A 23443-nucleotide genomic window follows, 5' to 3' on the forward strand; every position below is an offset into this window, starting at 1 on the left:
TGAAAAGTGCGGTTATTTTTTCAATGTATTTATGCTTTCCAACGCTCTGCTAAACCACGAGAAATTTTGCTTACACTTCCCGCACCTTGGGCAAGAATTAAATCACCATCTTGAATAATTTGATCTAATACATCACCAAGTTGTTCCGTATCAGAAACTAAAATAGGATCGACTTTTCCTAGGTTACGAATAGAACGACAAAGTGCTTTACTATCTGCACCGACAATTGGTGCTTCACCTGCGGCATACACGTCTAACATAATCAATGCATCCACTTGGGATAATACCTGCACGAAATCATCAAATAAATCGCGAGTACGTGAATAACGGTGTGGTTGGAAAATCATCACAATACGTTTATCTCCCCAGCCTTCACGTGCTGCTTTGATTGTCACGCCAACTTCTGTTGGGTGATGACCATAATCATCCACTAAGCGTACTTTACCATTTGGACGAATAAACTCGCCTAATTGGTCGAAACGTCTGCCCGCACCTTGGAAATCAGCAAGCGCTTCTAAAATCGCTTCATTGCCAATGCCTTCTTCTTTTGCTACTGCAAGTGCTGCGGTTGCGTTTAACGCATTGTGTTTACCCGGTACATTTAATAATACATTAATACGTTCACCACTTGGACAAACTACGGTGTAATGGCCTTGGAAACCGGTTTGTTCATAATCTTCGATACGATAATCAGCATGTTCACTGAAGCCATAGGTTAATACTTGGCGACCAACTTGAGGAACAAGTTCCATTAATACCGCATCATCTGCGCACATCACCGCTAAACCGTAAAACGGTAAGTTATGTAAGAATTTTACATAGGTGGCTTTCATTTTCTCAAAGTCACCTTCATAGGTATCCATATGATCCGGTTCAATATTGGTCACCACAGAAACCATCGGCTGTAAGTGTAAGAAAGAGGCATCACTTTCATCTGCTTCAGCGATTAAATAACGACTTGCACCTAAATGCGCATTTTTACCGGCTGATTTAACTAAACCACCATTAACGAAAGTTGGATCCAGTTTCGCTTGAGTATAAATCATCGAAATCATAGCTGTAGTAGTGGTTTTACCATGGGTACCTGCTACCGCAATACCATGACGGAAACGCATAATTTCAGCCAACATTTGTGCTCGCTGAATCACTGGAATACGATTTTGTTTTGCGGCGATTAATTCAGGGTTATCTTCATGGATCGCACTTGATACAACTACTACACTTGCCCCTTGCACATTTTCCGCTTGGTGACCAATGAAAATTTTTGCGCCTGCTTGAGCAAGACGCTGAGTCACAACACCATCTGCAATATCAGAACCAGAGATATCATAACCTTCATTTAATAAAATTTCGGCAATTCCACTCATACCAGCACCACCGATACCAATGAAATGAATTTGTTGAACCCGACGCATCTCAGGGATAATCTTTCTAATTTCGTCCGAAATATGTTTCATATTATTTCACCTTTATTTTTAACCGCACTTTTAGATTAAGGATTTATTTACTCCCCTTAACTTCTCTGTTCTTATTTCGCATTCTCTACGATGACATCAGCTACACGTTTAGCCGCTAATGGTGCTGACATTTCTTTTGCTTTAATCGCCATCACTAACAAGGTTTCACGATCTATTTTTTCTAAGAAATCAACTAACACATCCGCATTTAATTCATTTTGCTGAACGATTTTTGCTGCACCGACATCGGCAAGATATTTTGCATTTAAATATTGTTGCTGATCTTTATGCTGGAATGGTACGAAAATTGCTGGAGTCCCTACTGCAGCTAATTCACATACTGTTAAGGCACCAGAACGACAAATCACCACATCCGCCCAGGCATAGGCTTCTGCCATATCATCAATAAATTCTGTAATTTTGACCAAACCGGCATGTTCACCATAAAGTGCGGTCACACTCTCAACTGAACCTTTACCCACTTGATGACGCACTTCTAGTTTATCTGCCAAACGTGCTACTACTTGTGGAATCGTTTGATTGAGTACGCGAGCACCTTGACTCCCCCCCACGACAAGCACTCTCAGTTTTCCACTTCTTTCTGAAAAACGCGATTGTGGTGATGGCATTTCAAATAAATCTTGGCGAACCGGGTTTCCTACCACTTCGGCATCTTTGAATGCCGTTGGGAAAGCTTGTAATACACGTGTCGCAATTTTTGCTAACCATTCATTGGTTAAGCCCGCTACGGCATTCTGTTCATGTAAAATAACCGGCACGCCACAAAATTTTGCCGCGATGCCACCTGGGCCAGATACATAACCACCCATACCTAATACCGCATTAGGTTGATATTCTTTGATAATTTTACGAGCTTGCAATACTGCTCTTAAAATAGCAAAAGGTGCGCCTAGTAATGCTTTAATGCCTTTACCACGCAACCCAGAAATTTGAATAAAACGAATCGGAATACCATGTTTTGGTACAAGTTGTGCTTCCATTCGATCTTTGGTACCTAACCAGCAAATTTCCCAACCTTCTTTTTGTAAGGTTTGAGCAACCGCAATGGCGGGGAAAACATGTCCACCAGTACCACCCGCCATAACTAATAATTTTTTACTCATAAATATCCCTAATCATCTCTCAAACGCGCTTGACCACCTCGTTGTAATCTATTCTCATGGTCAATACGCAATAAAATCCCTACGGTCGCCGACATAATAATGATACTTGAACCACCGTAACTCACTAATGGGAAAGTTAAACCTTTTGTTGGTAACATCCCTAAGGCCATGCCTAGATTGACAAAACCTTGGAAGAAAATCCAGAAACTAATACCTAAAGCAAAAAAGCCACGGAAACGTTGTTCTAACATGAGTGATTCTCGTCCGATTTTCATCGCTCGGAAAATCAGTAACCCTAAGAGAATCACAACCACTAAAATACCAATAAAACCGAACTCTTCACCAATAATCGCCATGATAAAGTCAGTATGTGCTTCAGGAAGATAATCGAGTTTTTGAATGGAGTTACCGAGTCCTTCCCCACTAATTTCACCACGACCAAACGCCATTAAAGAGTTAGTCAGCTGGAATCCTGTTCCGTATGGATCTTTAAATGGCTCTAAGAAACCGGTAAAACGTTTTAAACGATAAGAGGCGGAGAGAACCAGCCATACAAAGAGGAGTATGCCTGTACCAATTAGCAAAATAAATTGCCAAAAATTTGCACCGACAATAAAAAGCATGCCAAAGGTAATAACGAAAAGTACAACGGTACTCCCTAAGTCAGGCTGAGCTAGTAAGAATATCCCTAATACGCCCATCACAATGAAAGGCTTAGCCGCACTGAATTTTTTACCACGAACTTCATCATAACGACGCGTAAAATAGCTCGCCAGGAAACAAGTTAAAGCTAGCTTAGCAAATTCCGCAGGCTGGAAATTTAAAATTCCTAAAGAAATCCAACGTTTAGCCCCATTAACAGAAGTCCCGATACCAAGAACCAGTATTAATAAAACAATAGCTAACAAGAAGACTTTTGCGTGCCACTTTTCCCATTGAGAGGAAGAAATTTGGAGAGTTAAATAACAAGTTGCTAAAGAAAGTAAGACATACACGGCATCACGTTTAGCAAAATAGAATGTATCATTAAATACGCGTGCACTGTAAGGCATCGAAGCAGAAGTTACCGCCACTAAACCAATCAGTAATAGCACGACAAAAAGCCAAAACAATGCGCGATCATAGAGCAACCCTTGCGGCGTCACTCTCGCCCATTGTTCATAATTTTGTTTAATTTTATTGATAAATTCCATTACTATCCTAATTCTTTAAGCTAATTTTGCTAAACGAGTAAACTCTTCGCCACGTTTTTCAAAAGAGGCAAACTGATCCAAACTTGCACAAGCAGGAGATAATAACACCATATCGCCTGATTTTAAATGTGGACGTAAAAATGCAATCGCTTGTTCCATAGTTTCAAACAAATGGCTTTGACTTGAAAGTGCGGCTAGTTGTTTGCCATCACGACCAAAGCAATACGTTGAAATATGAGGCTGATTGATTAAATCCTTTAATTCAGAAAAATCTGCACCTTTACCATCACCACCTAATAAAAGGTGTAACGTACCCTCAACATATAAACCTGCTAATGCGGCAACGGTGCTACCTACATTAGTGGCTTTGGAATCATTAATCCAACGAACGCCATTCGCTTGATGCGCTAATTGGAAACGATGGTCTAAGCCTTTAAATTGACGAAGTGCGGTACGAATTGCCTCTAAATTTATGCCTACTGCTTGCGCTAACGCTGTCGCCGCTAAAATATTCATGTAATTATGACGGCCAACTAAGGTCGCTTCATCACAAGGTAAAATCACTTCCTCTTTCGCCATTAAGTACTGTTTACCATTTTCGGTTTTTAACCAGTAATCCGCTTGATTTTCAGCAAAAGACACTACCTTCTTAGCTTGATTTTCACCTTCGCCAAACGTGAGTTTATCTTCTAAATTCACTACTGCTGTTTCCGCATTGTGGTAAATACGCAATTTGGCTTGGCGATAATCTTCTAAATCAACATAGCGATCCATGTGATCTTCAGTCACATTAAGCACTGTCGCTGCAGCCGCTTTCAAACTATAAGTGGTTTCAAGTTGGAAACTGGAAAGCTCTAATACATAAAGATCGCAATCTTCATTTAATAATGACAACGCAGGGATGCCAATGTTTCCCCCCATGCCTACTTTTATTCCTGCAGCTTTCGCCATTTCATAGACTAATGTTGTTACGGTGCTTTTACCGTTAGAGCCTGTAATCCCGATAATTGGCTTGGTGGCAGTTCGACAGAATAATTCAATATCCCCTATTACTTCTACGCCCGCTGAAAGTGCGGCCTGAATTTCAGGTGTTTTTACCGCGAGTCCTGGGCTAATGACAATAATATCGCTTTCAAGTAACCATTGTTGATTTAGGCTACCTGTATGTAAGGGAACATTTTTAGGTAATTTATCCGCACCTGCTGGATGTTGACGTGTATCAATCACTCGGATGTTAGCTTGTTGAGATTGAAGATATTCAACGCAAGAAAGGCCTGTTTTTCCGAGACCTATAATGGTGATAGTTTTATTTTGATATAGAGTTGTCATGTTGTTTTTCTTCTCTCGTATTCTGGGATCACGCAGGGTGCAACAAGTGCACCCTACAAAAATTATCTTAGTTTGAGCGTTACAAGCCCCATCAACACCAACATCAAGGAAATAATCCAAAACCGAATAATCACTCTTGGTTCTGGCCAGCCTTTCAATTCAAAGTGGTGATGAATTGGCGCCATTCTAAAAATACGTTGTTTTCTTAATTTGTAAGAACCCACTTGCAAAATCACAGACAAGGCTTCAACAACAAATACACCGCCCATAATCACTAATAAGAATTCTTGACGAACAAGGATGGCAACAACACCCAGTGCGCCACCAAGGGCAAGGGAGCCGACATCGCCCATAAAGACTTGAGCTGGATAAGTATTAAACCATAAGAATCCTAAGCCTGCGCCTACGATTGCGGTACAGAACACCACCACTTCAGAACTATATTTGATATAAGGGATATGTAAATATTCTGCAAAATTAACGTTACCGGTCGCCCATGCGATTAAAGCAAATGCACCTGCAACTAACGCTGTTGGCATGATCGCAAGACCATCTAAACCGTCAGTTAAGTTTACCGCATTGCCTGTACCCACAATTACAAAGTAAGACAACACAATATAGAATAGACCCAATTGCGGCATGATATCTTTGAAGAATGGAATCACTAAACGGGTTGCATCGGTATCATGACCTAACCAATACAACCAAATGATTGCTACTAATGCAACTACTGACATCCAGAAATATTTCCAACGCGCAATTAAACCATCGGTATTTTTACGCGTGATTTTACGGAAATCATCCACAAAGCCAATGGCACCATAGCCAAACAATACAAATAAGCAAATCCAGACGTAAGGATTCGTTAAGTTAGCCCATAATAACGTACTCACACCGATGGAGAATAAAATCATCACTCCGCCCATGGTTGGGGTGCCTTTTTTAGCAAAGTGACTTTCAGGACCGTCATTACGCACTTCTTGACCAAATTTTAAAATTTGAAGGCGTTTGATCACTTTCGGACCAATCCATAAAGAAATGAAAAGTGCGGTTAATAATGCCAAAATCGCACGTACAGTAATATAAGAAATGGCATTAAATGCCGTTTCATAGCGAACTAAATATTCAGCAAGCCAAACTAACATAAGCTATCCTTTAATGAATAAATCGTCTCTTCCATTTTCATTGAGCGCGAGCCTTTCGCTAATACGACGACTTTTTGGTTTTCTTGTAATTTCTGTTTAATAATATCTAACGCATAAGCTGTTAATTCAGCTTTATCTTTAAAATGTTTTCCCAAAACAGCCTCAGAAATGACCGCACTTTCTGTTCCATAAGAAAGCACTAAATCTAATTTAGCTTGTTTTGCATGCTCGCCCACTTGTTGATGACATTTTAGACTATCCTCGCCTAATTCTTTCATATCGCCCACAAGTAGAATACGGAAAGCATCGTAACCTTTTAAAACATCAATTGCCGCTTGTAAAGAATCCACATTTGCATTGTAAGTATCATCTAATAGCAACAAATTTTCATTCACTTGAATAGGGAATAAACGCCCTTTTACTTGAGAACGGTGTTCAAGTCCTGCTTTAACATCAGCAAGACTTGCGCCGACATTCATAGCAAGTGCGGTCGCTGCCAAGGCATTTTTTACATTATGCTCACCTAAATAAGGCAAATTAATTTCAGTGCTACCTTTTGGTGAAACTAACGAAAACGTTGAGCCATTAGATGAATGTTTTACATTTTCAGCTTTGTAATCGCCACCATTAAAATATTGAATAGCATGGGAACCAATTTCTTTTTGCCACAATTCAATATAATTATGTTCACAGTTAATAATGGCTACACCATTTGGGGTTAAACCACAATAGATTTCCCCTTTCGCACGAGCTACACCTTCAATTGAACCAAAACCTTCTAAATGTGCAGCCGCGACATTATTCACTAATGCAGCTTCAGGCTGTGCAAGATGCGTCGTGTAATCAATTTCACCTTGATGATTGGCACCTAACTCAATGACAGCAAATTTATGCAGCTCTGTTAAGCGTAATAATGTGAGTGGTACGCCAATATCGTTGTTGAAATTACCATTGGTAAACAGCACTGCCTCTGCATTACCTGCAGTTTGTTGCAGAATCGAGGCTGTCATCTCTTTCACTGTAGTTTTGCCCGATGAACCTGTCATCGCCACGGTACGAGGATTAATTTTTTCACGTAACCATTTTGCTAATTGACCAAGGGCTAAACGCGTATCTGCAACAACCAATTGTGGCGTGGCTATTTCGGTGTTGGCTTGTTGCACGACTAAGGCTGTCGCACCTTGCTCAACGGCTTTATCTAAGTATTGATGTGCATCAAAATGCTCACCTTTTAATGCAAAGAAAAGCGAGTTGGATACCGCTTTACGAGTATCCGTATTGATATTTTCAACAACGACCTGCTCATCGCCAATAAGATCAGCATTTAAAATTTGGGCAAGTTGTTGGGTAGTAAGTTTAATCATTATGTTTATTTTTTCGTTAAATAGATTTCAGCCACTTCTTGATCAGAGAAATGAAGTGTTTTATCCCCAATGATCTGATAGTTTTCATGACCTTTACCAGCAATCATAATCACGTCATTTTCAACTGCATTCTCAATGGTAAATTTAATGGCTTCTTCACGATCCGGAATCACACCAACATCTTCCATTCGGCTAAAACCTGTAAGGATATCTGCTTCAATTTTATTTGGATCTTCTGTGCGTGGATTATCTTGGGTCACAATGACTAAATCAGCAAATTGCTCTGCCGCTTTTGCCATCAGCGGACGCTTGCCCGCATCACGATCACCGCCACATCCAAAGATACACCAAAGTTTACCTTTACAATGTTCTCGTGCGGCATTTAATGCTTTTTCCAATGCGTCTGGAGTATGCGCATAATCAACGATAACTGTTGGTTTGCCTGCTTTCTTAATCAATTCCATTCTTCCATTTACTCCTTTTAGCTGTGAAACAGTACGGATAAGATCATTGAAAGAATAACCTAAAGCCAATAAAACGGCTGTAGCTAACAACAGATTACTCACGTTAAAAGCGCCAATTAATGGGCTATGTAATGTTCCATTACCCCAACTTGAAGCAACATCAATTACAGCACCTTCGTGAGTAAAACGAATCTGTGTTGCATAAAGCCATTGTTTAGAAGTTGGTTGAAAATCTGGGCGACAGCTGACAGCAATACCATTTGGTAATTCACTTAACCACGCAGCCCCAATTGGATCGTCAGCATTGAGAATTTGTAATTCGGGCGCTAAATCAATGAAAAAGCGTTTTTTAGCTTCGGCATACTTTTCCATTGTCTCGTGATAATCCAAGTGATCACGACTTAAATTAGTAAAAATAGCAGCCTTAAATTTAAGGGCTTCAACGCGATGTTGAACTAAACCATGTGAAGATACTTCGATAGAAGCAAAATCTGCCCCTTTCTCCACAAAATCAGCGAGGTTTTCTTGAACTTCAACGGCTGAACCTGTGGTATTTTTTGCTTCCTTGACTTGACCTAATAAACCATTGCCAATGGTGCCCATGACAGCGGCTTTGTGGCCTAATAGCGTAGCCCATTGAGCTAATAATTGAGAAACCGTAGTTTTACCGTTTGTTCCTGTGACACCAACTAAAGTTAATTTTTCGGAAGGATTGTCATAAAACTGACCTGCCAATGCTGAAAGATTGGCAGATAAATGATAGTAGTGAATCACTGGCACATTATTTTGCCATTGGATGTTCAAATGATCGTTTTCTAAATCTGTCTCTAAAACGACCGCACTTGCACCAGAAGAAATAGCTTGAGGAACAAATTGACTCGCATCAAAACGATGCCCTTTTACTGCCACAAATAGATCTCCTTGAGTCACTTTGCGGCTATCTAACACCATCGCCTTTACATTAATGTCTGAAAGCACCGGAAGATCAAAAAGTGCGGTCAATTTTTTCATTGTTTTGCCTTTTCTTAATTCATTTTTTCAAGTTTTTGATCGCTTAAGCGAACAGTGCGTCTTGCTGTTTTTTCTGTTGGTTCTGCATCTGGCGCAATACCATTAGCGCGTAATGCATAACCCATAATGCTAGAGAATACTGGCGCTGAAACCGCACCACCATAATACTGCCCTGCTTTCGGATCGTTAATCAAAATAACTAATGCATAACGTGGATCGCTAATTGGTGCAATACCCGCTGTAAATGCGACATATTTATTAACATAGTGACCATTTTCAATTTTACGCGCCGTACCTGTTTTCACACCAACACGATAACCTTCAACCATCGCACGTTTATTTTTGATTGCCACTTTCTCTAACATACCCACGACGTCTTTCGTGATTTTTTCAGAGAAAACACGTTGACCAATAACCGGCGGATCAACTTTAGTGATAGAAAGTGGACGATAAATCCCAAAGCTACCTAAAGTAGCATAGGCACGCGCAATTTGTAATGGTGTTGAAGTAATACCATAACCATAAGCCACAGTTGCACGTTCGATATCTGCCCAACGTTTACGGTTTGCATTTAATACACCGCGTTGCTCACCGATTAAGCCTAACTCAGTATCTTTACCTAAGCCTGCATTTTGGTAAGTTTCCATTAATGCTGAAGGTGGCATACGTAACGCAAGACGGCTCACACCACGGTTACTGGAGTTAATCAAAATTTCATCTAAGGTTTGTTGTGGGCGAGGTGCCACATCGACAATTTCTTTACCACTTACGGTAAATGAACCCGTATTAATTACCTCATCACGTCTCACTGCGCCACGTTGAAGTGCGGTCAACACGACGAAAGGTTTTACGGTTGAACCCGGTTCAAATGTATCAGTAATGGCACGGTTACGTTTTAACTCGTCTTTTACATTAGCTAAGTTATTCGGATTGTAGGAAGGCGCGGTTGCCATGGCTAATACTTCACCCGTACGTACATCCACCAATACGGCTGTGCCTGATTCTGCTTTGTTCTCTGTTACCGCTTTTTTGATTTCACGATACACCATGGATTGTAACTTTTCATCAATACTTAAGGTGACATCTTGTGCATCGTATTTTTTCTCATCAGCAATATGTTCAACCACATTACCACGTTTGTCTTTACGAACAACACGCGCACCGTCTTTACCCACTAACATTGAATTGAAGCTTGCCTCAACCCCTTCAATCCCTTTACCATCAATGTTAGTAAAGCCAATTAATTGAGCCGCCTCTTCTACACGAGGATAAAAACGACGTGGTTCTGTCTCTAATGAGATACCTTTAATTTTGAGTTCACGGATATAATTCGCTTTGCTCGCTTCTACTTGACGTGCTAAATACAAGAAGCCTGATTTTGCATTTTTCTCAATTTTTTTCACCAACTCGGCTGGTGTCATATTTAATTCGTTAGCAAGGGCTTTAATACGTTCTTTATCATCTAATGCATTTTCTTTTAGCATTAAACGCGGTTCAGCCACGATTGCACTCATCGGTACACTCACCGATAACAATTGACCGTTACGATCTAAAATTGAGCCGCGAACAGAGAGGACATCATCTTTACGTAGTGAACGTTTGTCCGCTTCACCAGAAAGGGTTTCAGAATTAACAGATTGCACATAAGCAGCACGAGCCACTAATGCGCCTAAGCCTAAGAAAATAAAACTTGTCGCGATGAGATAACGACCACGAAGGAAGCATTTCTCAAACACCATCTTCGGTTTATTTGGTTTTACTGACGCAGGTTGAGCCAATTTTCTAATTGTTTTCTTTGGCTTTCCTGGTTTCTTAGAGGAATTAAATCTAACCATTTTATTCAAAATCCCTATTCAAAAATAACCACTTCTTGTTCACTTTGAACACGTTGCATTTTTAATGTACCGATTGCAATGGATTCAACTCTTGTATTATCACTTTCGGTTGCTTCTTGTAATTGCAAATTGCGATATTCGTTTTCAAGGGCTTGGTGTTGTAATACCAACTGCCCGTTTTCAGAAATTAAGCCTCGTGTTTGGTGGGTCATCCAAATTGTGCCCATTGCAGAAGCTAAAATTAATAAAAGTAAGACGACAATTAATTTATTAGAAGAAAAAATATCTTCAACGAGAATATGTTGTAAAGGATAACGTTCGCTATTTTCTAACATTTTATTTCACCCTTTCCGCTATACGTAACACCGCGCTTCTTGAACGTGGATTCGCTGAAATTTCTGCCTCACTTGGCTGGATTGCCTTACCAATGATTTTTAATTTTTGATTACGTTGGATTTGATCTTCACGTAATGGTAAACCTCTCGGGATATCCTCACCTTTACTTTGTTTACGCATGAAATGTTTTACCATTCTGTCTTCAAGTGAATGGAAACTGATAATCGATAAACGCCCTTCTGGTGCCAACATATCTAATGCAGAATTCAATACACTTTCTAACTCATCTAATTCAGCATTAATATAAATTCGAATGGCTTGGAAGCTACGAGTTGCTGGATGTTTATGTTTATCTTTAAACGGTACAGATTGAGCAATTAATTCAGCGAGCTGAGAAGTACGACTTAAACATTCTGTGCCATTTTTAATCGCACTTTTGTTGAACTCTACGATGGCAGTCGCAATTCGTTTTGCAAAACGCTCTTCCCCGAAGGTTTTTAACACCCAAGTTAAATCATCAACAGATACCTGTTTTAGCCACTCTGCCGCGGATAAACCTTGTGTGGTATCCATGCGCATATCTAACGGGCCATCTTTCATAAAACTGAAACCACGCTCTGCTTCATCAAGCTGTGGAGATGATACGCCTAAATCCAGCAAAATACCGTCAATTTTACCAACTAAATCGAGTTTTTGACAGATATCTGGAATGTGTGAAAAGCTATTATGTTCAATATGAAAACGAGGGTCTTGAATTTTTTCAGCTTCAGCAATTGCACGAGGATCACGATCCACTGCAATTAAACGACCATGTTCAGAAAGCTGCGAGAGAATGAGGCAAGAATGACCACCACGACCAAAGGTACCATCGATATAAATTCCGTTTTCTTTCAACGCCAAACCATTCACCGCTTCGTGAAGCAAAACCGTGATATGTTCAGGTGCAGAAAAGGAATTTTGCGTAGTCATAAATAAAAAGTAAACGTTAAATCAAAATCGATAAAGAAAAGATAGAGCGGCGCAAGCACCGCTTATCCTGCTAGTGCTGCTGTTCTATAATGACAGCATTTTTAGTTCTTCAGAAGCACCAAATTCAGCACTTGAGCCAATTTCAATGTCTTCATCAATTTGTGCATACCATTCGGTATCACTCCAAATTTCAAATTTATTCAACTGCCCTACCAACATTAAGCCTTTTTCTAATTTTGCGTGTTGACGTAATGGACCACTTAATAAGATACGACCTTGCGCATCCATTTCACATTCTGTGGCATAACCGAGCATAACACGTTGTAAACGGCGTTGATTTGGGTCAAAGTTGGAGAGTGAAAGTAGTTTTTGTTCGATTTTTTCCCACTCATCTAAAGGATAAAGTAATAAACAAGGCTGACGAATATCAACAGTACAAACCATTTGGCCTTGGTTCTTTTCCATGATTTCAGCACGATAACGAGTAGGAATCGCTACACGACCCTTCGCATCTAAATTTACCGCTGCTGCACCACGAAACATTTTTCTACCTTTAAACGTTTATTTTTAGAAAAATTAGCAGAATTCTCCACAAAATTCCACTTTTCACCACTTTATGTAAGTTTATCGGTTGTAGCCTTAACTTGCAAGCAATTAAAACGTAAAGATTGGTAAATTTTGGTAATAAAATAAACAAAAAAACCGTTTGAGGTTTTCCTCAAACGGTTTTTCAATTTTTAACTCAATTTGACTAGTTATTTACATACGCTTCTTCGTCACGTTCACCTAATGGTTTAAGCTGTGTGAAGAATAATACTAAACAAAGTACTGTTAAACCTAAGCCGATATAAACAGATAATTGATAGTCTAAACCGAAACCAATTTTGTTGTATGCAAGGTAAGTAAAACATACGGTACTGATAAATGCCGCAGGGATTGTACATATCCAGTGGAATTTATTATAGCGATATAAATACGCAGCTGCAGTCCATAACATAACCATCGCAGTAGTTTGGTTCGCCCAAGTGAAGTAACGCCATAAGATAGAGAAATCCACTTTTGATACGATATAACCAACCACGAATAATGGCACAGCAATAATTAAACGTTTAGCTAAGGTTTTTTGTTCTAAATGGAAAAATTCTGCAATAACAAGACGTGCCGCACGGAATGCTGTATCGCCTGATGTAATTGGAAGAACAACCACACCTAACACGGCAAAAATACCACCAACAAGACCTAAGAAGTGGATAGAAGAGTCATAAACCACTTTAGAAGGAGAACCTGCTTTAATCGCTGCTAATAAATCTGGTAAAGAATCATAGAAACTTAAACCAACTGCACACCATACTAACGCAATCACACCTTCACCGATCATCGCACCGTAGAAAATGAAACGTCCTTCTTTTTCGTTTTCAGTACAACGCGCCATTAACGGGCTTTGTGTTGCGTGGAAACCAGATAATGCACCACAAGATATTGTTAAGAACAAGAGTGGCCATAATGGTAAATCTGCACGGGTTTCAAAGTTTTGGAAGAATTTCTCAAAAGACATACCGTCCACAGAACGATAGAAAGAAATTGGGTCTGCTGAGCTAAGATCTGCACTTACTAAACCATATACCATACCTACAGACATAAAGAGTAATAATGCACCGAAGAATGGGTAGATACGACCGATGATTTTATCAACCGGAAGTAATGTCGCAAGAATATAGTAAATGAAAATGATACCAGTCCAAACACTGATAACAGTCGCTTTATCCATACCCCAAACGGTAATACCACCTGCTTCAGCTACCTGATGGATTTCTTCCGCATTGCTAATAGAAATGCTACCTGATGCAGCACCGAACACATCCATTGTAATCGTACCCATTAATTGAGCTGGACTTGCAACGAATACCACACCCACTAATAATAAAAGTACAACCGCTAAGATGTTAATAAATGCTTTAACTGGACGACCTAAGTATTTACCTGCGAGGTTAGGCATAGATGCACCGCCATTACGCACACTTAACATTCCACAGAAATAATCGTGTACCGCACCCGCAAAGATACAACCCACCACAATCCAAAGCATTGCAACTGGTCCGTATAACGCACCAAGAATCGGACCAAAGATTGGGCCTGTACCTGCAATATTTAATAATTGAATTAACCAAATCTTAGTTTTAGACATTGGCATATAGTCAACGCCATCATTCATGGTATACGCTGGCGTTTGACGATTTGGATTGATCACAAAAATGCGCTCAATCACTCGACTATAAAAGAAATAACCTGCAAGCAATAACGCCACGCAGAAGAAAAACCACAACATAAAAAATACTCCTCAGGAATAAATGAATACCGAAATTTAGTCATATACTAGACTTCGTCGGCGGTATTCTAAGTGAAAATCATCAAAATCAAAATTTTAATTTTTACATTGTTTCAATTTTGTGATCCATGTCACGTTTATCATTACGTTTTTTTCACTTACAATAGGGATATAAATTAAAATAACTAATAAAGGATCATCAATGGCTCTCACCCGCTGCCCTGAATGTCGTAAAAAAATCAGCGAATCTGCTCAATTTTGTCCAAATTGTGGTTTTTCTTTTAAAGAAGAAGATCTTGAAATTTACAAACAAAAACTCGAAGAACGACGCCAGCATAATGCCGAAATTAATCGAAAAAGCACTAAACTTCACCTTATCTGGTTCGCTATTTTCACTATCGTTATTTTGCTCGCAAGCTGGCTGACAGGAGAATAAAAAATGCGGTCAAAAAACCATAAAAATTATGACCGCACTTTAATTAGAACCCTATCCGTCTTGTCGTTGCAGAAAACGCTGGTTTCACTTCACATTCACCTTGTAATGCGCTCAGCCAATCTTGCACCTTTTGAAAAGGGGAAAATTGATGACGACGAGCCACCGCAGCAAAATCCCCAGGCGTCAGCAGATTAAGCGATTCAATCTGACTTAAATCCTCTTCCGATAATGATGGCAACCCTAAGATTTCAGCCTGTTGTTTAGCGAAATCTAAACGTTGTGGCAGCGTTAAATAATCAAACTTCAGTTTCAAATCAAAACGGCGTAAAGCAGCAGGATCGAGTACCTCAATTAAATTTGTTGATACCACCATCAATCCCTCAAAACGTTCAATTTGCGTTAGCATTTCATTTACTTGTGAACGTTCCCAACTACGTTCTGCGCCATCACGTGAAAACAGGAACGTATCCACTTCATCTAGCACCTATAATGCATTATCAGCTTTCGCTTGCTCAAAAGCTTGTGCGATATTCCGTTCTGTCCCGCCTACATAAGGATTAAGTAAATCTGAGCCTTGTCTTAGCAACAGCGGCATATCTAACTGTTCTGCAAGCCATGCTGCCCAAGCAGTTTTTCCTGTTCCCGGCGGGCCATAGCAACAAATTCGCCCTTTTTTCGACCGTTTTAACCCTTCACTAATACGATGAATATTGTCATTACAAGCCACATAATCTAAGTTATAGTCAGCTTTACCTAAAACAAGCGGTTCGATTTTCGGTTTATTTTGCGACTTTAACGTTTGATTAAACATCATGAGCAAAGTCTCAGCAAAATTTGACGTATTGAGTTCCTTTGCCACCCGAATTGTGCGGCTTAAAATCGCAGGCGTTAATAACCGCACTTTAGCAAAATGCTGGACATAAGCCGGACTTAATTTTCCCTCAGTCAGTTGCGTAATGAGTGCTGACTTATTTTTCAACGGCAAATCTGGCATTTCTAAAATTAAATCAAAGCGACGTAAAAAAGCAGGATCTATGCCCGAAACAGAATTAGATGACCAAATCATCGGCACGTTATTGTTTTCCAATAACTGATTCATCCAAGCTTTATTCTGCTGTGCCACTGATTGCTCAAAGAAACTAGCGCGAAAAACATCTTCTATTTCATCAAAAATCAATAGCGAAGATTGTCCTTCTAACACCTTCTGCGCAAAACGACATTTATTCAAACGATCTTCTGCGCTAATCACATCCCCATCTCCATCCATATAGGTAATGTTATGCACCGAAACGCACAACGCTTTACCCAACAAAGTTGCCAACTCTGTTTTTCCCGTACCTGGTGCACCATAAATTAAAATATTTACGCCTTTTCTATGAGTAGCAAATGAGGACTGAAGATAATCCAGCATCATGGTTTTCATCTTACCTAGATAAGAAAAATTGTCTAAACTTAAACTCGTTTCAATCGCAGGCTGAGTGCACGATTTTAATAGCATCTGTTCATTTAATGCTTCCGAGATAAACTCATCAAAATCTAGCATTTTGCCCCAATCCAAATATTCATGGATTCTATCTGGATTATAGTTTCGAGCGAGCAAGCCATAGCCTAATAGTTTTCCTTTATCTTTTAAGGCAGAAATAATGTCCGATTTGGGTAAATCAAATAAATTTGATAATACCTCACCTAGCTCTGCCAAATTAGATTTTGGTAATGCTCCACTCAATTCTTTCAATGCTTCATCTAAACGGAACTGAATAGCTAAGCGAAAAACTGTCTGCTCAGCTGTATTCAATGATAATAATTGAGTCAATTTATCGATATTTTGTTGAATAATTGAATTCTCGTTTACGCAAAGTGCAGTCAATTTGGGCAATGTTTTATTTCGTGCTTGTAATAATTTTTTCACTTTCGCACGGAAATCATCACAACGCTCCATTTCACCCGGTAAACCTAAAGCCGCTGCAATATTGTCATATCGCCAAACATCCTCATGAAAAACCTCTGAAAATCCTCGATGCTCTAATAAAAGTTGCAACATTAATTTTTCGGTATAAGGAGAAACCAACGACGGGTTAAGTTTGAATTTCGACATAATCATCACTCCAATAAAAAATGCTCAAACCTAATAGGTTTGAGCATAGTTTAAAAAGGATAGCGACAGATTGTGTCGTCTAGATTAAATGTAACGTTTTTAGATAATCATCCATATCTATTGGTGTAAATGCTTGATATGAGAGATATAATGGATGTCTAGGCTGACCTCTTTTCGTCAATGTCCCCACTTGAAACCAATTAGGCTTACAACTCTCCAGTTTTTTATAAATCATTTTAATACTGTCTAGTAAATAAGCACGAGAAAAAATATTATTTCCCCATGCCAATAAGATATTAGCCTGCTTTTCTTTTTTTATTAACTCATAAATAATAGAAAGATTTTCCTCCAGTATTTTTTTATCAGCCTCATCAGGTAAATCATCTGGATACGTATCTCGTTTAGGATATAAATTTAGCATAATAAAGCTAGTGTAGCCGTTATACTCAGCTAATCCCATTACCTTTCTAATTGTATTATCAGGTGTTTTATCACATGCAGTACTTGGATTTAACCCAATTACAAAAAGTGTTTTTTCTGACTGATAACCTAACGCATAACGATAATTATTTTCTGCATCAGTAAGATAAACATCAATAAGATATTCCATAACATACTCCATTAATTAACTTATTTTGATTAATAATTATACTCTACAAATCACCACCGATAAATCATCATAAAACTTCTGTTTCGTAATTAATTTACGACACACCGTCAATCTTGATTTGTCATTATCATATTGTTTCCAAATCTTTTCTCTCATTTCTTCTGAAAGGCCATCTGTTAACCCATCAGAACACAGTAATAAACTTTCCCCTTGTTGAATTTCAATTTCTTGATAAAAAATTTTATCTTGGAATTCGGAATAATCGGCGACTAAACAAGAAGAAACGCCGCCATAAATCGTGGCAAAATCTTCCTCTTTTTTATCGGGGAAATCAGCTAACAATTCAGAAAGAATAGAATGATCTTGGGTGATTTGTTGCCATTTATCTTGGGCATCAATTAAATAAGCACGGCTATCCCCTACGCTGAGAATTTTGGCTTTACGAGTGATTTGATCAATTTCGGCAGCCACAAACGTGGTCGCCGAACCAAAATAATCCTCTGCTAACTCTGCTGATAAACTGGATTGTAAATCGTAGATCGTTTGGCGACTTAGGCTTTCCATTTTGCTTAATAATTGCATTGCCAATTTGCTCGCTTTTTCCGAACGATTGCTATTGGAAATACCGTCTGCCACGCCCACAATAAAGTGCGGTCGGTTTTCAAGGCGTTTTTCAGCCGTTTTGAGTTTATATTGAAACACCGACTCGCCATTAAAAAGGGCATCTTGGTTGTGTCGCTTATTGCTGCCAATTTGTTGGCAGAAGGTAATTTCGCAAAAATTTTCCATTATTCAACCGCTTGTTGAGAAGGATTTAGAAGGCGATCAATCGCTTTTAGCGCATCTAACGCTTTCATTTCTAGACTTAAAAAGTGCATTTTCGGCACGCCTGCATCTTGTGGGTTAATACGGATAAATCCGCCCTTTTTTGCTTTTGCCGTACGTTCAGAAAATCGACGCACAGTTGGAATGGCTTTCCCCGCTCCCAGTTCGATAACGACGAGATTTTGCACTTCTTTCAACCATAAATCGAGCTTATTTCGTTTTAAATTTTGATAATTACTGCTGTAAAAATAATCGTCAAACATGAGTACATTTTGTCTTGCCAAACGCTGACAATAAGGGCAACGAGGTGGCTCACTTAATAAGCGCAAGTTTTCGTTATCCACCACTGGTTGAAATTCTTTTGCAGACCAGCTCAAATCACGGCAATTATGCGCACACTGCAAGCGCTCTAGTGTGCCATGCACTTCATAAATACGCCCCTCTTCAAACCCCGCTTTCTGAAAATGCCCATCCACATTGCTTGTAAAAACAAAATAACCATGCGGTTTGCTTTCTGCCCAACGTTTTAAAATTTGGTAGCCCTCATGCGGGCTTGTTGCACGATATTGCGACAAACGATGCCCATAAAACCAATAAGCTAACTCTTGATGGGTTTCATAAGCCAATGGTGTCGCAATATCTTGGAAATTGATATTACGGCCTTTAAACATTGGGTAGGCATTCCAAAACCCGCCTACACTTCTAAAATCCGGCAAACCTGAATCCACGCTCATTCCTGCCCCAGCAGTAATTAAAATGCCATCGGCCTTTCGGATAAGTTCCACTGCATAATTTAAATCATTTTTCATAATACTTTTCCCTGTCCATTTTTCATTGATGAAATAACGCCTGCTTCTTCTAGTTGTTCTACAATTCTCGCAGCTCGATTAAAGCCTAAACTAAATTTGCGTTGAATCCGTGAACCAGATGTAAATTTTTCTTGTTGCACGAATTTTTTTACATCCTCAAAAAGTGGATCTCGTTTAAAAGTGACTTTCATTGCCATAAGTTTTCTCCTGTGTTGTTTCTATAAAAGGGCTTAAGCGTGTTGTAAGAGGTAAAAAACTCTCTTTTATGGAAAAAATTATATGGAAGGAAGCGACATTTCGTGTCGCTGGAGAATGTTACAAGCGGTTATTTTTAGAAGATCTTTTACAAATAAGATTATCCTTATTGCAATATGTATATTTATCTGTTTATATATACATATAACTTATTAAGGAAAAGAATATGAATCATCAAAATCCGATTGAAATTTACCAAGCTCAAGATGGCACAACGCAAGTGGAAGTGAGATTTGAAAATGATACCGTTTGGCTAAGTTTACAGCAGATGGCTGATTTATTTGGACGAGATAAGTCTGTTATTTCACGTCATTTACGCAATATCTATACTGATGGCGAGTTAAATAGAGAAGCAACTGTTGCAAAAAATGCAACAGTTCAAATTGAAGGCAAAAGACAAATTAATCGAACAATCGAATACTATAATCTTGATGTAATTATATCTGTGGGTTATAGAGTTAATTCTATTTTAGGTACTAAATTTAGAATCTGGGCAACTGCACGTTTAAAAGAATATCTGACTCAAGGCTATACCATTAACCAAAAACGTTTGCAGCAAAATGCTCACGAATTAGAGCAAGCACTTGCACTTATTCAAAAAACGGCAAATTCATCGGAATTAACGCTAGAAAGCGGTCGTGGACTAGTGGATATTGTCAGCCGTTATACGCATACCTTTTTATGGCTACAACAATATGATGAAGGTTTACTTACTGAACCACAAACACAGCAAGGCGGTACATTACCGACTTATGCCGAGGCTTGTTCTGCACTAGCAGAGTTAAAATCACAGCTGATGGCAAAAGGTGAAGCAAGTGATCTGTTTGGACGTGAACGAGATAATGGCTTATCTGCGATTCTAGGTAATTTAGATCAAAGTGTATTTGGTGAACCTGCTTATCCAAGCATTGAAGCAAAAGCGGCACATTTACTTTATTTTGTCGTCAAGAATCATCCTTTTTCAGATGGTAATAAACGTAGTGGCGCATTTTTATTTGTAGATTTCTTACATAGAAATGGGCGTTTGTTTGATCAGAATGGACTTCCTGTTATCAATGATACTGGGCTTGCAGCACTCACTTTATTAGTGGCAGAATCTGATCCAAAACAAAAAGAAACGCTTATTAGGCTTATTATGCATATGCTTAAACAAGAGAATAAATGATAAATAGCGACCGAAGTCGCTATTTATTTAAAAAGTGCGGTCGATTTTCTATGATTTTTTAATTTTCTCTAATAATTCGGCGACCACCTTCGGAACTCCCTCACCCGCTTTTTCTTTTATTACGATAACTTGCTTACGAACAAAGCCTGTGTTGGGATTAGGATCGATCAAATAGATAAGTGAACCATATGGAGCGAGATTTACCAATCCATTAGCTGGATAAACTTGTAATGAAGTGCCAATAACAATCACAATATCTGCCTTTTTCACTAACTTTTCTGCTTTAGGAAACATGGGTACATTTTCCCCAAAAAAGACTATATGTGGACGCATTGGATGACCGTGATTATCCTTATCCTCTAACAGTTGATCACCCAAACATGGAACAATGTAATCGGTATTAAAACTGCTGCGAGCTTTATTCAATTCACCATGTAAATGGAGTACGTTAGTACTTCCCGCTCGCTCATGTAAATCATCCACATTTTGAGTGATTATATGAACTTCATAAAACTCTTCCAATTCAACCAAAGCTAAGTGTGCAGCATTTGGCTCTGCAGCTTGAGCATTACGACGTCGTTCATTATAAAACGCCAATACTTTTGCACGGTTTTTCTTTAAGGCTTCAGGCGTACAAACTTCCTCCACTTTATGCCCAGCCCATAAGCCATCTTCTGCTCTAAAAGTAGGAATACCACTTTCAGCACTAATTCCAGCTCCCGTTAATATCACGCAAATTGGTTTATTTTTCTCTGTCATTTTTCAGGCTCCTTTTTCTTCTAAAATTTCATCAATCTGTCTATCTCTAGCCATCATGCCAAATATATTCCCTGCTTTATAAAGGGGTTGATAAGTATAGCTTTCAATATGCAAGAATGACTTCTCTGAAAGGCGTTGAAAATATTGTTTTAGCTGTGATTTTGAGCGTAATAACACGTCATATTCGGCTTGAATATGAGCACACATTGCTTCAATACGCATTTTAAATTCATCACTGAGATAAGGGCTGATAATTAAATAGACCGTTTTGTGTTCGGTTGATGTTTCATCCGCATAAATACAGGCTAAATTAAACACTTGCCATTTATAGCGATCTGCAAAAGCAGCAATGACTCGGCTTTGCTCCTCATTTTCAACTTGCACGAGGGCGGCCGGCTTTTTTAAACAATCTTGCAAAATGTCACTTGGTGTAAAAGGCCCGCAATCTAAGTAAGATAGTACACAGTTCCAGTTAGCAAATTGTTCAGTACCAAAATGTAAGTGTTTGCCTTCGAATTTATCCGCCCCATTTTTAGTGCGATCATCAATTAAATAATCGCCTTTGTTCAGGTTTTTATGGTGAGATAAAATTAACCGTTTGTATAATGCCGAGCCTTTTTCTTCGCCGAAATAACGCTGAATCCATTTTACTTTATCACTCCAAGCTGATGGATTATGCCAAGGGGCGGTAGAAAGTGCATAAATATGATATTTCTTCATCAATTTATGAACGGCTGAAATGGCGTTAGGTATCGGCTCCATTAAGCTAAAAATGCCCTCGACCTCATCATATCGACCTTCATACTCTTGCTTAGTTTTCTCATCTAATTTTGCAATACCAGACGGGAAATCAACCATCACATTATCCATATCAATATAAACAATTTTCTTCATTTTAATGCCCTCTCTGTTGATGGCTTAATGATAAAAGATGAAGCGACAATTTATGTCGTTAGGCATTTTCGTCTAAATAAGTGCGGTCAATTTCTTGGTAATCTTCACCAAAATGGGCAATCCACCACTCCAGCATAGCGCTCTCAATCACGGTAGCGGAAATTTCATATTCAGAGCCACAATCTTTTACCGTTTGATCGGTTGATAATGGTGTTTCTGTCAAAAATCCACCTGTTTCTTTATCAATGCGGAAGGTTAGGCGAATTTTCTTACCTGAGCTAAAACCAAAGTTTTGGCTTTCGATATGCGCTTTTAAACTAAATTTTGGGCGTTCAAATTGCATCGTACTGACATTAACCGAAATAAATCGATGTAACGCAAGATGTCTAATCGCTCCACTCTCATATTGAACCACCAAATAAGTACTTGGACCTTGCTGCACTAATGCAAGGGGTTTAACTTGAGCATCACGTATATTTCCATCATTCTTACGATAGATCATGTTAATGTATTTATTATGATAAAGAGCAATACTTACTTTATTGAATACTTCAGGATCAATCTTTGCGGGTAATAATGGCTGGCTAGTGGGAGCAATCCCAGCTTTATTCAACCACTCAGAGGCTTCCTTTTTCTGATTTTTGCCATAAGCTAAATTATATTCCGCCTGTTTAAAGAAACCGTCCATTGACCGCATAATATTGGTTGGCAAAATACCAGTTAAATATTGCTTTGCCAGCATCAACACTAACGATTGTTGTTCATTTAAAATCGGCATATCTAAGCCTTTCGCATCAGGCTTCCAGCGATAGCTATAGGGCTTATCATTGGTATTGCAATCAATTTCAAACTGCTCACATAACGTATTCAGTGCACGCTGAATACTGCGCAAATCGCGCTCAATGCCTAATGCGAGCAATTTCTCTCGCAATTCTAATGAGCTAATGGAATAGTTTTTCGGAATTAAACGTAATAGTTCGAGATGGAATTTTAGGGAAGATGATTCGGACATAATTGCCTCATAAATAAAAATATTTTCTTT

21 protein-coding genes and 1 pseudogene are annotated in these 23443 nt (G+C 38.9%); 2 read left to right on the top strand and 20 right to left on the bottom strand.

Annotated features, from left to right (window positions below; all coding sequences use genetic code 11):
* Window positions 1–29: 29 nt before the first annotated feature.
* The 12 genes from murC to HMPREF2732_RS04160 all read right to left on the bottom strand — a co-directional run bounded on the left by murC (window position 30) and on the right by HMPREF2732_RS04160 (window position 14553).
* Window positions 30–1457 carry a UDP-N-acetylmuramate--L-alanine ligase gene (gene murC / locus HMPREF2732_RS04105; protein ID WP_070591383.1) on the bottom strand — a complete coding sequence of 476 codons (1428 nt, stop codon included), beginning with the start codon at window positions 1455–1457 and terminating at the stop codon, window positions 30–32.
* Between the two features lie 71 nt (window positions 1458–1528).
* The gene (murG, locus tag HMPREF2732_RS04110; RefSeq protein WP_070591386.1) at window positions 1529–2581 is read right to left on the bottom strand and encodes an undecaprenyldiphospho-muramoylpentapeptide beta-N-acetylglucosaminyltransferase; all 1053 of its coding nucleotides are present in this window, start codon (window positions 2579–2581) and stop codon (window positions 1529–1531) included.
* An 8-nt stretch (window positions 2582–2589) separates the two neighbouring features.
* A complete protein-coding gene (ftsW, locus tag HMPREF2732_RS04115; RefSeq protein WP_049366214.1) occupies window positions 2590–3774 on the bottom strand; it encodes a putative lipid II flippase FtsW in 1185 nt (394 codons plus the stop codon).
* A gap of 15 nt (window positions 3775–3789) precedes the next feature.
* Complete coding sequence (gene murD, locus HMPREF2732_RS04120; RefSeq protein WP_070591389.1) at window positions 3790–5103, bottom strand: UDP-N-acetylmuramoyl-L-alanine--D-glutamate ligase; 1314 nt, start codon at window positions 5101–5103, stop codon at window positions 3790–3792.
* A gap of 62 nt (window positions 5104–5165) precedes the next feature.
* The gene (gene mraY, locus HMPREF2732_RS04125; protein ID WP_005696533.1) at window positions 5166–6248 is read right to left on the bottom strand and encodes a phospho-N-acetylmuramoyl-pentapeptide-transferase; all 1083 of its coding nucleotides are present in this window, start codon (window positions 6246–6248) and stop codon (window positions 5166–5168) included.
* Window positions 6242–7612, bottom strand: a complete 1371-nt coding sequence (murF, locus tag HMPREF2732_RS04130) for a UDP-N-acetylmuramoyl-tripeptide--D-alanyl-D-alanine ligase (RefSeq protein ID WP_070591391.1) — start codon at window positions 7610–7612, stop codon at window positions 6242–6244. Before murF ends, mraY begins: the two co-directional genes overlap by 7 nt.
* Before the next feature lie 5 nt (window positions 7613–7617).
* The gene (gene murE, locus HMPREF2732_RS04135; protein WP_070591395.1) at window positions 7618–9087 is read right to left on the bottom strand and encodes a UDP-N-acetylmuramoyl-L-alanyl-D-glutamate--2,6-diaminopimelate ligase; all 1470 of its coding nucleotides are present in this window, start codon (window positions 9085–9087) and stop codon (window positions 7618–7620) included.
* Between the two features lie 14 nt (window positions 9088–9101).
* Window positions 9102–10922, bottom strand: a complete 1821-nt coding sequence (locus HMPREF2732_RS04140) for a penicillin-binding transpeptidase domain-containing protein (RefSeq protein ID WP_049366208.1) — start codon at window positions 10920–10922, stop codon at window positions 9102–9104.
* Between the two features lie 14 nt (window positions 10923–10936).
* A complete protein-coding gene (gene ftsL / locus HMPREF2732_RS04145) occupies window positions 10937–11257 on the bottom strand; it encodes a cell division protein FtsL (protein ID WP_005696538.1) in 321 nt (106 codons plus the stop codon).
* Between the two features lies 1 nt (window position 11258).
* Window positions 11259–12227: a 16S rRNA (cytosine(1402)-N(4))-methyltransferase RsmH gene (rsmH, locus tag HMPREF2732_RS04150; RefSeq protein ID WP_070591397.1), complete on the bottom strand. Its 969-nt coding sequence runs from the start codon at window positions 12225–12227 to the stop codon at window positions 11259–11261.
* 84 nt (window positions 12228–12311) lie between these two features.
* Window positions 12312–12770: a division/cell wall cluster transcriptional repressor MraZ gene (gene mraZ / locus HMPREF2732_RS04155; RefSeq protein ID WP_005696540.1), complete on the bottom strand. Its 459-nt coding sequence runs from the start codon at window positions 12768–12770 to the stop codon at window positions 12312–12314.
* Window positions 12771–12978: 208 nt separating this feature from the next.
* Window positions 12979–14553, bottom strand: coding sequence for a carbon starvation CstA family protein (locus HMPREF2732_RS04160; protein WP_070591399.1), 1575 nt, complete (start codon window positions 14551–14553; stop codon window positions 12979–12981).
* A 202-nt stretch (window positions 14554–14755) separates the two neighbouring features.
* Here HMPREF2732_RS04160 and HMPREF2732_RS04165 point away from each other — a divergent pair, with 202 nt between their 5' ends.
* The gene (locus tag HMPREF2732_RS04165) at window positions 14756–14989 is read left to right on the top strand and encodes a zinc ribbon domain-containing protein (protein WP_014065022.1); all 234 of its coding nucleotides are present in this window, start codon (window positions 14756–14758) and stop codon (window positions 14987–14989) included.
* A gap of 43 nt (window positions 14990–15032) precedes the next feature.
* On the opposite strand, the pseudogene HMPREF2732_RS04170 reads toward HMPREF2732_RS04165, so the two are convergent.
* The 5 genes and pseudogenes from HMPREF2732_RS04170 to HMPREF2732_RS04190 form a co-directional block, all read right to left on the bottom strand.
* A pseudogene (locus HMPREF2732_RS04170) lies at window positions 15033–17084 on the bottom strand (AAA family ATPase).
* Window positions 17085–17163: 79 nt separating this feature from the next.
* Window positions 17164–17694 (bottom strand): DUF1643 domain-containing protein, encoded by a 531-nt coding sequence (locus HMPREF2732_RS04175; protein WP_070591401.1) that lies wholly within the window; start codon window positions 17692–17694, stop codon window positions 17164–17166.
* A 36-nt stretch (window positions 17695–17730) separates the two neighbouring features.
* A complete protein-coding gene (locus tag HMPREF2732_RS04180) occupies window positions 17731–18483 on the bottom strand; it encodes a PP2C family protein-serine/threonine phosphatase (protein WP_070591404.1) in 753 nt (250 codons plus the stop codon).
* A complete protein-coding gene (locus HMPREF2732_RS04185; protein ID WP_070591406.1) occupies window positions 18483–19328 on the bottom strand; it encodes an SIR2 family NAD-dependent protein deacylase in 846 nt (281 codons plus the stop codon). The genes HMPREF2732_RS04180 and HMPREF2732_RS04185 overlap by 1 nt, the downstream gene beginning before the upstream one ends.
* Complete coding sequence (locus HMPREF2732_RS04190; RefSeq protein ID WP_070591408.1) at window positions 19325–19525, bottom strand: DNA translocase FtsK; 201 nt, start codon at window positions 19523–19525, stop codon at window positions 19325–19327. The genes HMPREF2732_RS04185 and HMPREF2732_RS04190 overlap by 4 nt, the downstream gene beginning before the upstream one ends.
* A 224-nt stretch (window positions 19526–19749) precedes the next feature.
* Between HMPREF2732_RS04190 and rhuM the strand changes: the two genes are divergently transcribed.
* Window positions 19750–20748, top strand: a complete 999-nt coding sequence (rhuM, locus tag HMPREF2732_RS04195) for a virulence RhuM family protein/type II toxin-antitoxin system death-on-curing family toxin (protein WP_070591411.1) — start codon at window positions 19750–19752, stop codon at window positions 20746–20748.
* A gap of 48 nt (window positions 20749–20796) precedes the next feature.
* Here the strand turns inward: rhuM and HMPREF2732_RS04200 are convergent, their stop codons facing one another.
* The 3 genes from HMPREF2732_RS04200 to HMPREF2732_RS04210 are packed head-to-tail and all read right to left on the bottom strand — an operon-like array spanning window position 20797 to window position 23416.
* Entirely contained in the window at window positions 20797–21507 is a 711-nt protein-coding gene (locus HMPREF2732_RS04200) for an SIR2 family NAD-dependent protein deacylase (RefSeq protein WP_070591413.1), read from the bottom strand.
* Between the two features lie 3 nt (window positions 21508–21510).
* Entirely contained in the window at window positions 21511–22401 is an 891-nt protein-coding gene (locus HMPREF2732_RS04205; protein WP_070591416.1) for a 5' nucleotidase, NT5C type, read from the bottom strand.
* Window positions 22402–22459: 58 nt separating this feature from the next.
* Entirely contained in the window at window positions 22460–23416 is a 957-nt protein-coding gene (locus tag HMPREF2732_RS04210; RefSeq protein ID WP_186821532.1) for a helix-turn-helix transcriptional regulator, read from the bottom strand.
* Window positions 23417–23443: the final 27 nt, after the last annotated feature.

It is taken from the genome of Haemophilus sp. HMSC061E01, from assembly GCF_001810345.1.
Classification (GTDB): domain Bacteria; phylum Pseudomonadota; class Gammaproteobacteria; order Enterobacterales; family Pasteurellaceae; genus Haemophilus_D.

Bases quoted from the DNA above. Each gene is read 5' to 3' on its own strand.
- murC (WP_070591383.1), bottom strand. From the start codon at position 1,457: ATGAAACATATTTCGGACGAAATTAGAAAGATTATCCCTGAGATGCGT.
- murG (WP_070591386.1), bottom strand. From the start codon at position 2,581: ATGAGTAAAAAATTATTAGTTATGGCGGGTGGTACTGGTGGACATGTT.
- ftsW (WP_049366214.1), bottom strand. From the start codon at position 3,774: ATGGAATTTATCAATAAAATTAAACAAAATTATGAACAATGGGCGAGA.
- murD (WP_070591389.1), bottom strand. From the start codon at position 5,103: ATGACAACTCTATATCAAAATAAAACTATCACCATTATAGGTCTCGGA.
- mraY (WP_005696533.1), bottom strand. From the start codon at position 6,248: ATGTTAGTTTGGCTTGCTGAATATTTAGTTCGCTATGAAACGGCATTT.
- murF (WP_070591391.1), bottom strand. From the start codon at position 7,612: ATGATTAAACTTACTACCCAACAACTTGCCCAAATTTTAAATGCTGAT.
- murE (WP_070591395.1), bottom strand. From the start codon at position 9,087: ATGAAAAAATTGACCGCACTTTTTGATCTTCCGGTGCTTTCAGACATT.
- HMPREF2732_RS04140 (WP_049366208.1), bottom strand. From the start codon at position 10,922: ATGGTTAGATTTAATTCCTCTAAGAAACCAGGAAAGCCAAAGAAAACA.
- ftsL (WP_005696538.1), bottom strand. From the start codon at position 11,257: ATGTTAGAAAATAGCGAACGTTATCCTTTACAACATATTCTCGTTGAA.
- rsmH (WP_070591397.1), bottom strand. From the start codon at position 12,227: ATGACTACGCAAAATTCCTTTTCTGCACCTGAACATATCACGGTTTTG.
- mraZ (WP_005696540.1), bottom strand. From the start codon at position 12,770: ATGTTTCGTGGTGCAGCAGCGGTAAATTTAGATGCGAAGGGTCGTGTA.
- HMPREF2732_RS04160 (WP_070591399.1), bottom strand. From the start codon at position 14,553: ATGTTGTGGTTTTTCTTCTGCGTGGCGTTATTGCTTGCAGGTTATTTC.
- HMPREF2732_RS04165 (WP_014065022.1), top strand. From the start codon at position 14,756: ATGGCTCTCACCCGCTGCCCTGAATGTCGTAAAAAAATCAGCGAATCT.
- HMPREF2732_RS04175 (WP_070591401.1), bottom strand. From the start codon at position 17,694: ATGGAATATCTTATTGATGTTTATCTTACTGATGCAGAAAATAATTAT.
- HMPREF2732_RS04180 (WP_070591404.1), bottom strand. From the start codon at position 18,483: ATGGAAAATTTTTGCGAAATTACCTTCTGCCAACAAATTGGCAGCAAT.
- HMPREF2732_RS04185 (WP_070591406.1), bottom strand. From the start codon at position 19,328: ATGAAAAATGATTTAAATTATGCAGTGGAACTTATCCGAAAGGCCGAT.
- HMPREF2732_RS04190 (WP_070591408.1), bottom strand. From the start codon at position 19,525: ATGGCAATGAAAGTCACTTTTAAACGAGATCCACTTTTTGAGGATGTA.
- rhuM (WP_070591411.1), top strand. From the start codon at position 19,750: ATGAATCATCAAAATCCGATTGAAATTTACCAAGCTCAAGATGGCACA.
- HMPREF2732_RS04200 (WP_070591413.1), bottom strand. From the start codon at position 21,507: ATGACAGAGAAAAATAAACCAATTTGCGTGATATTAACGGGAGCTGGA.
- HMPREF2732_RS04205 (WP_070591416.1), bottom strand. From the start codon at position 22,401: ATGAAGAAAATTGTTTATATTGATATGGATAATGTGATGGTTGATTTC.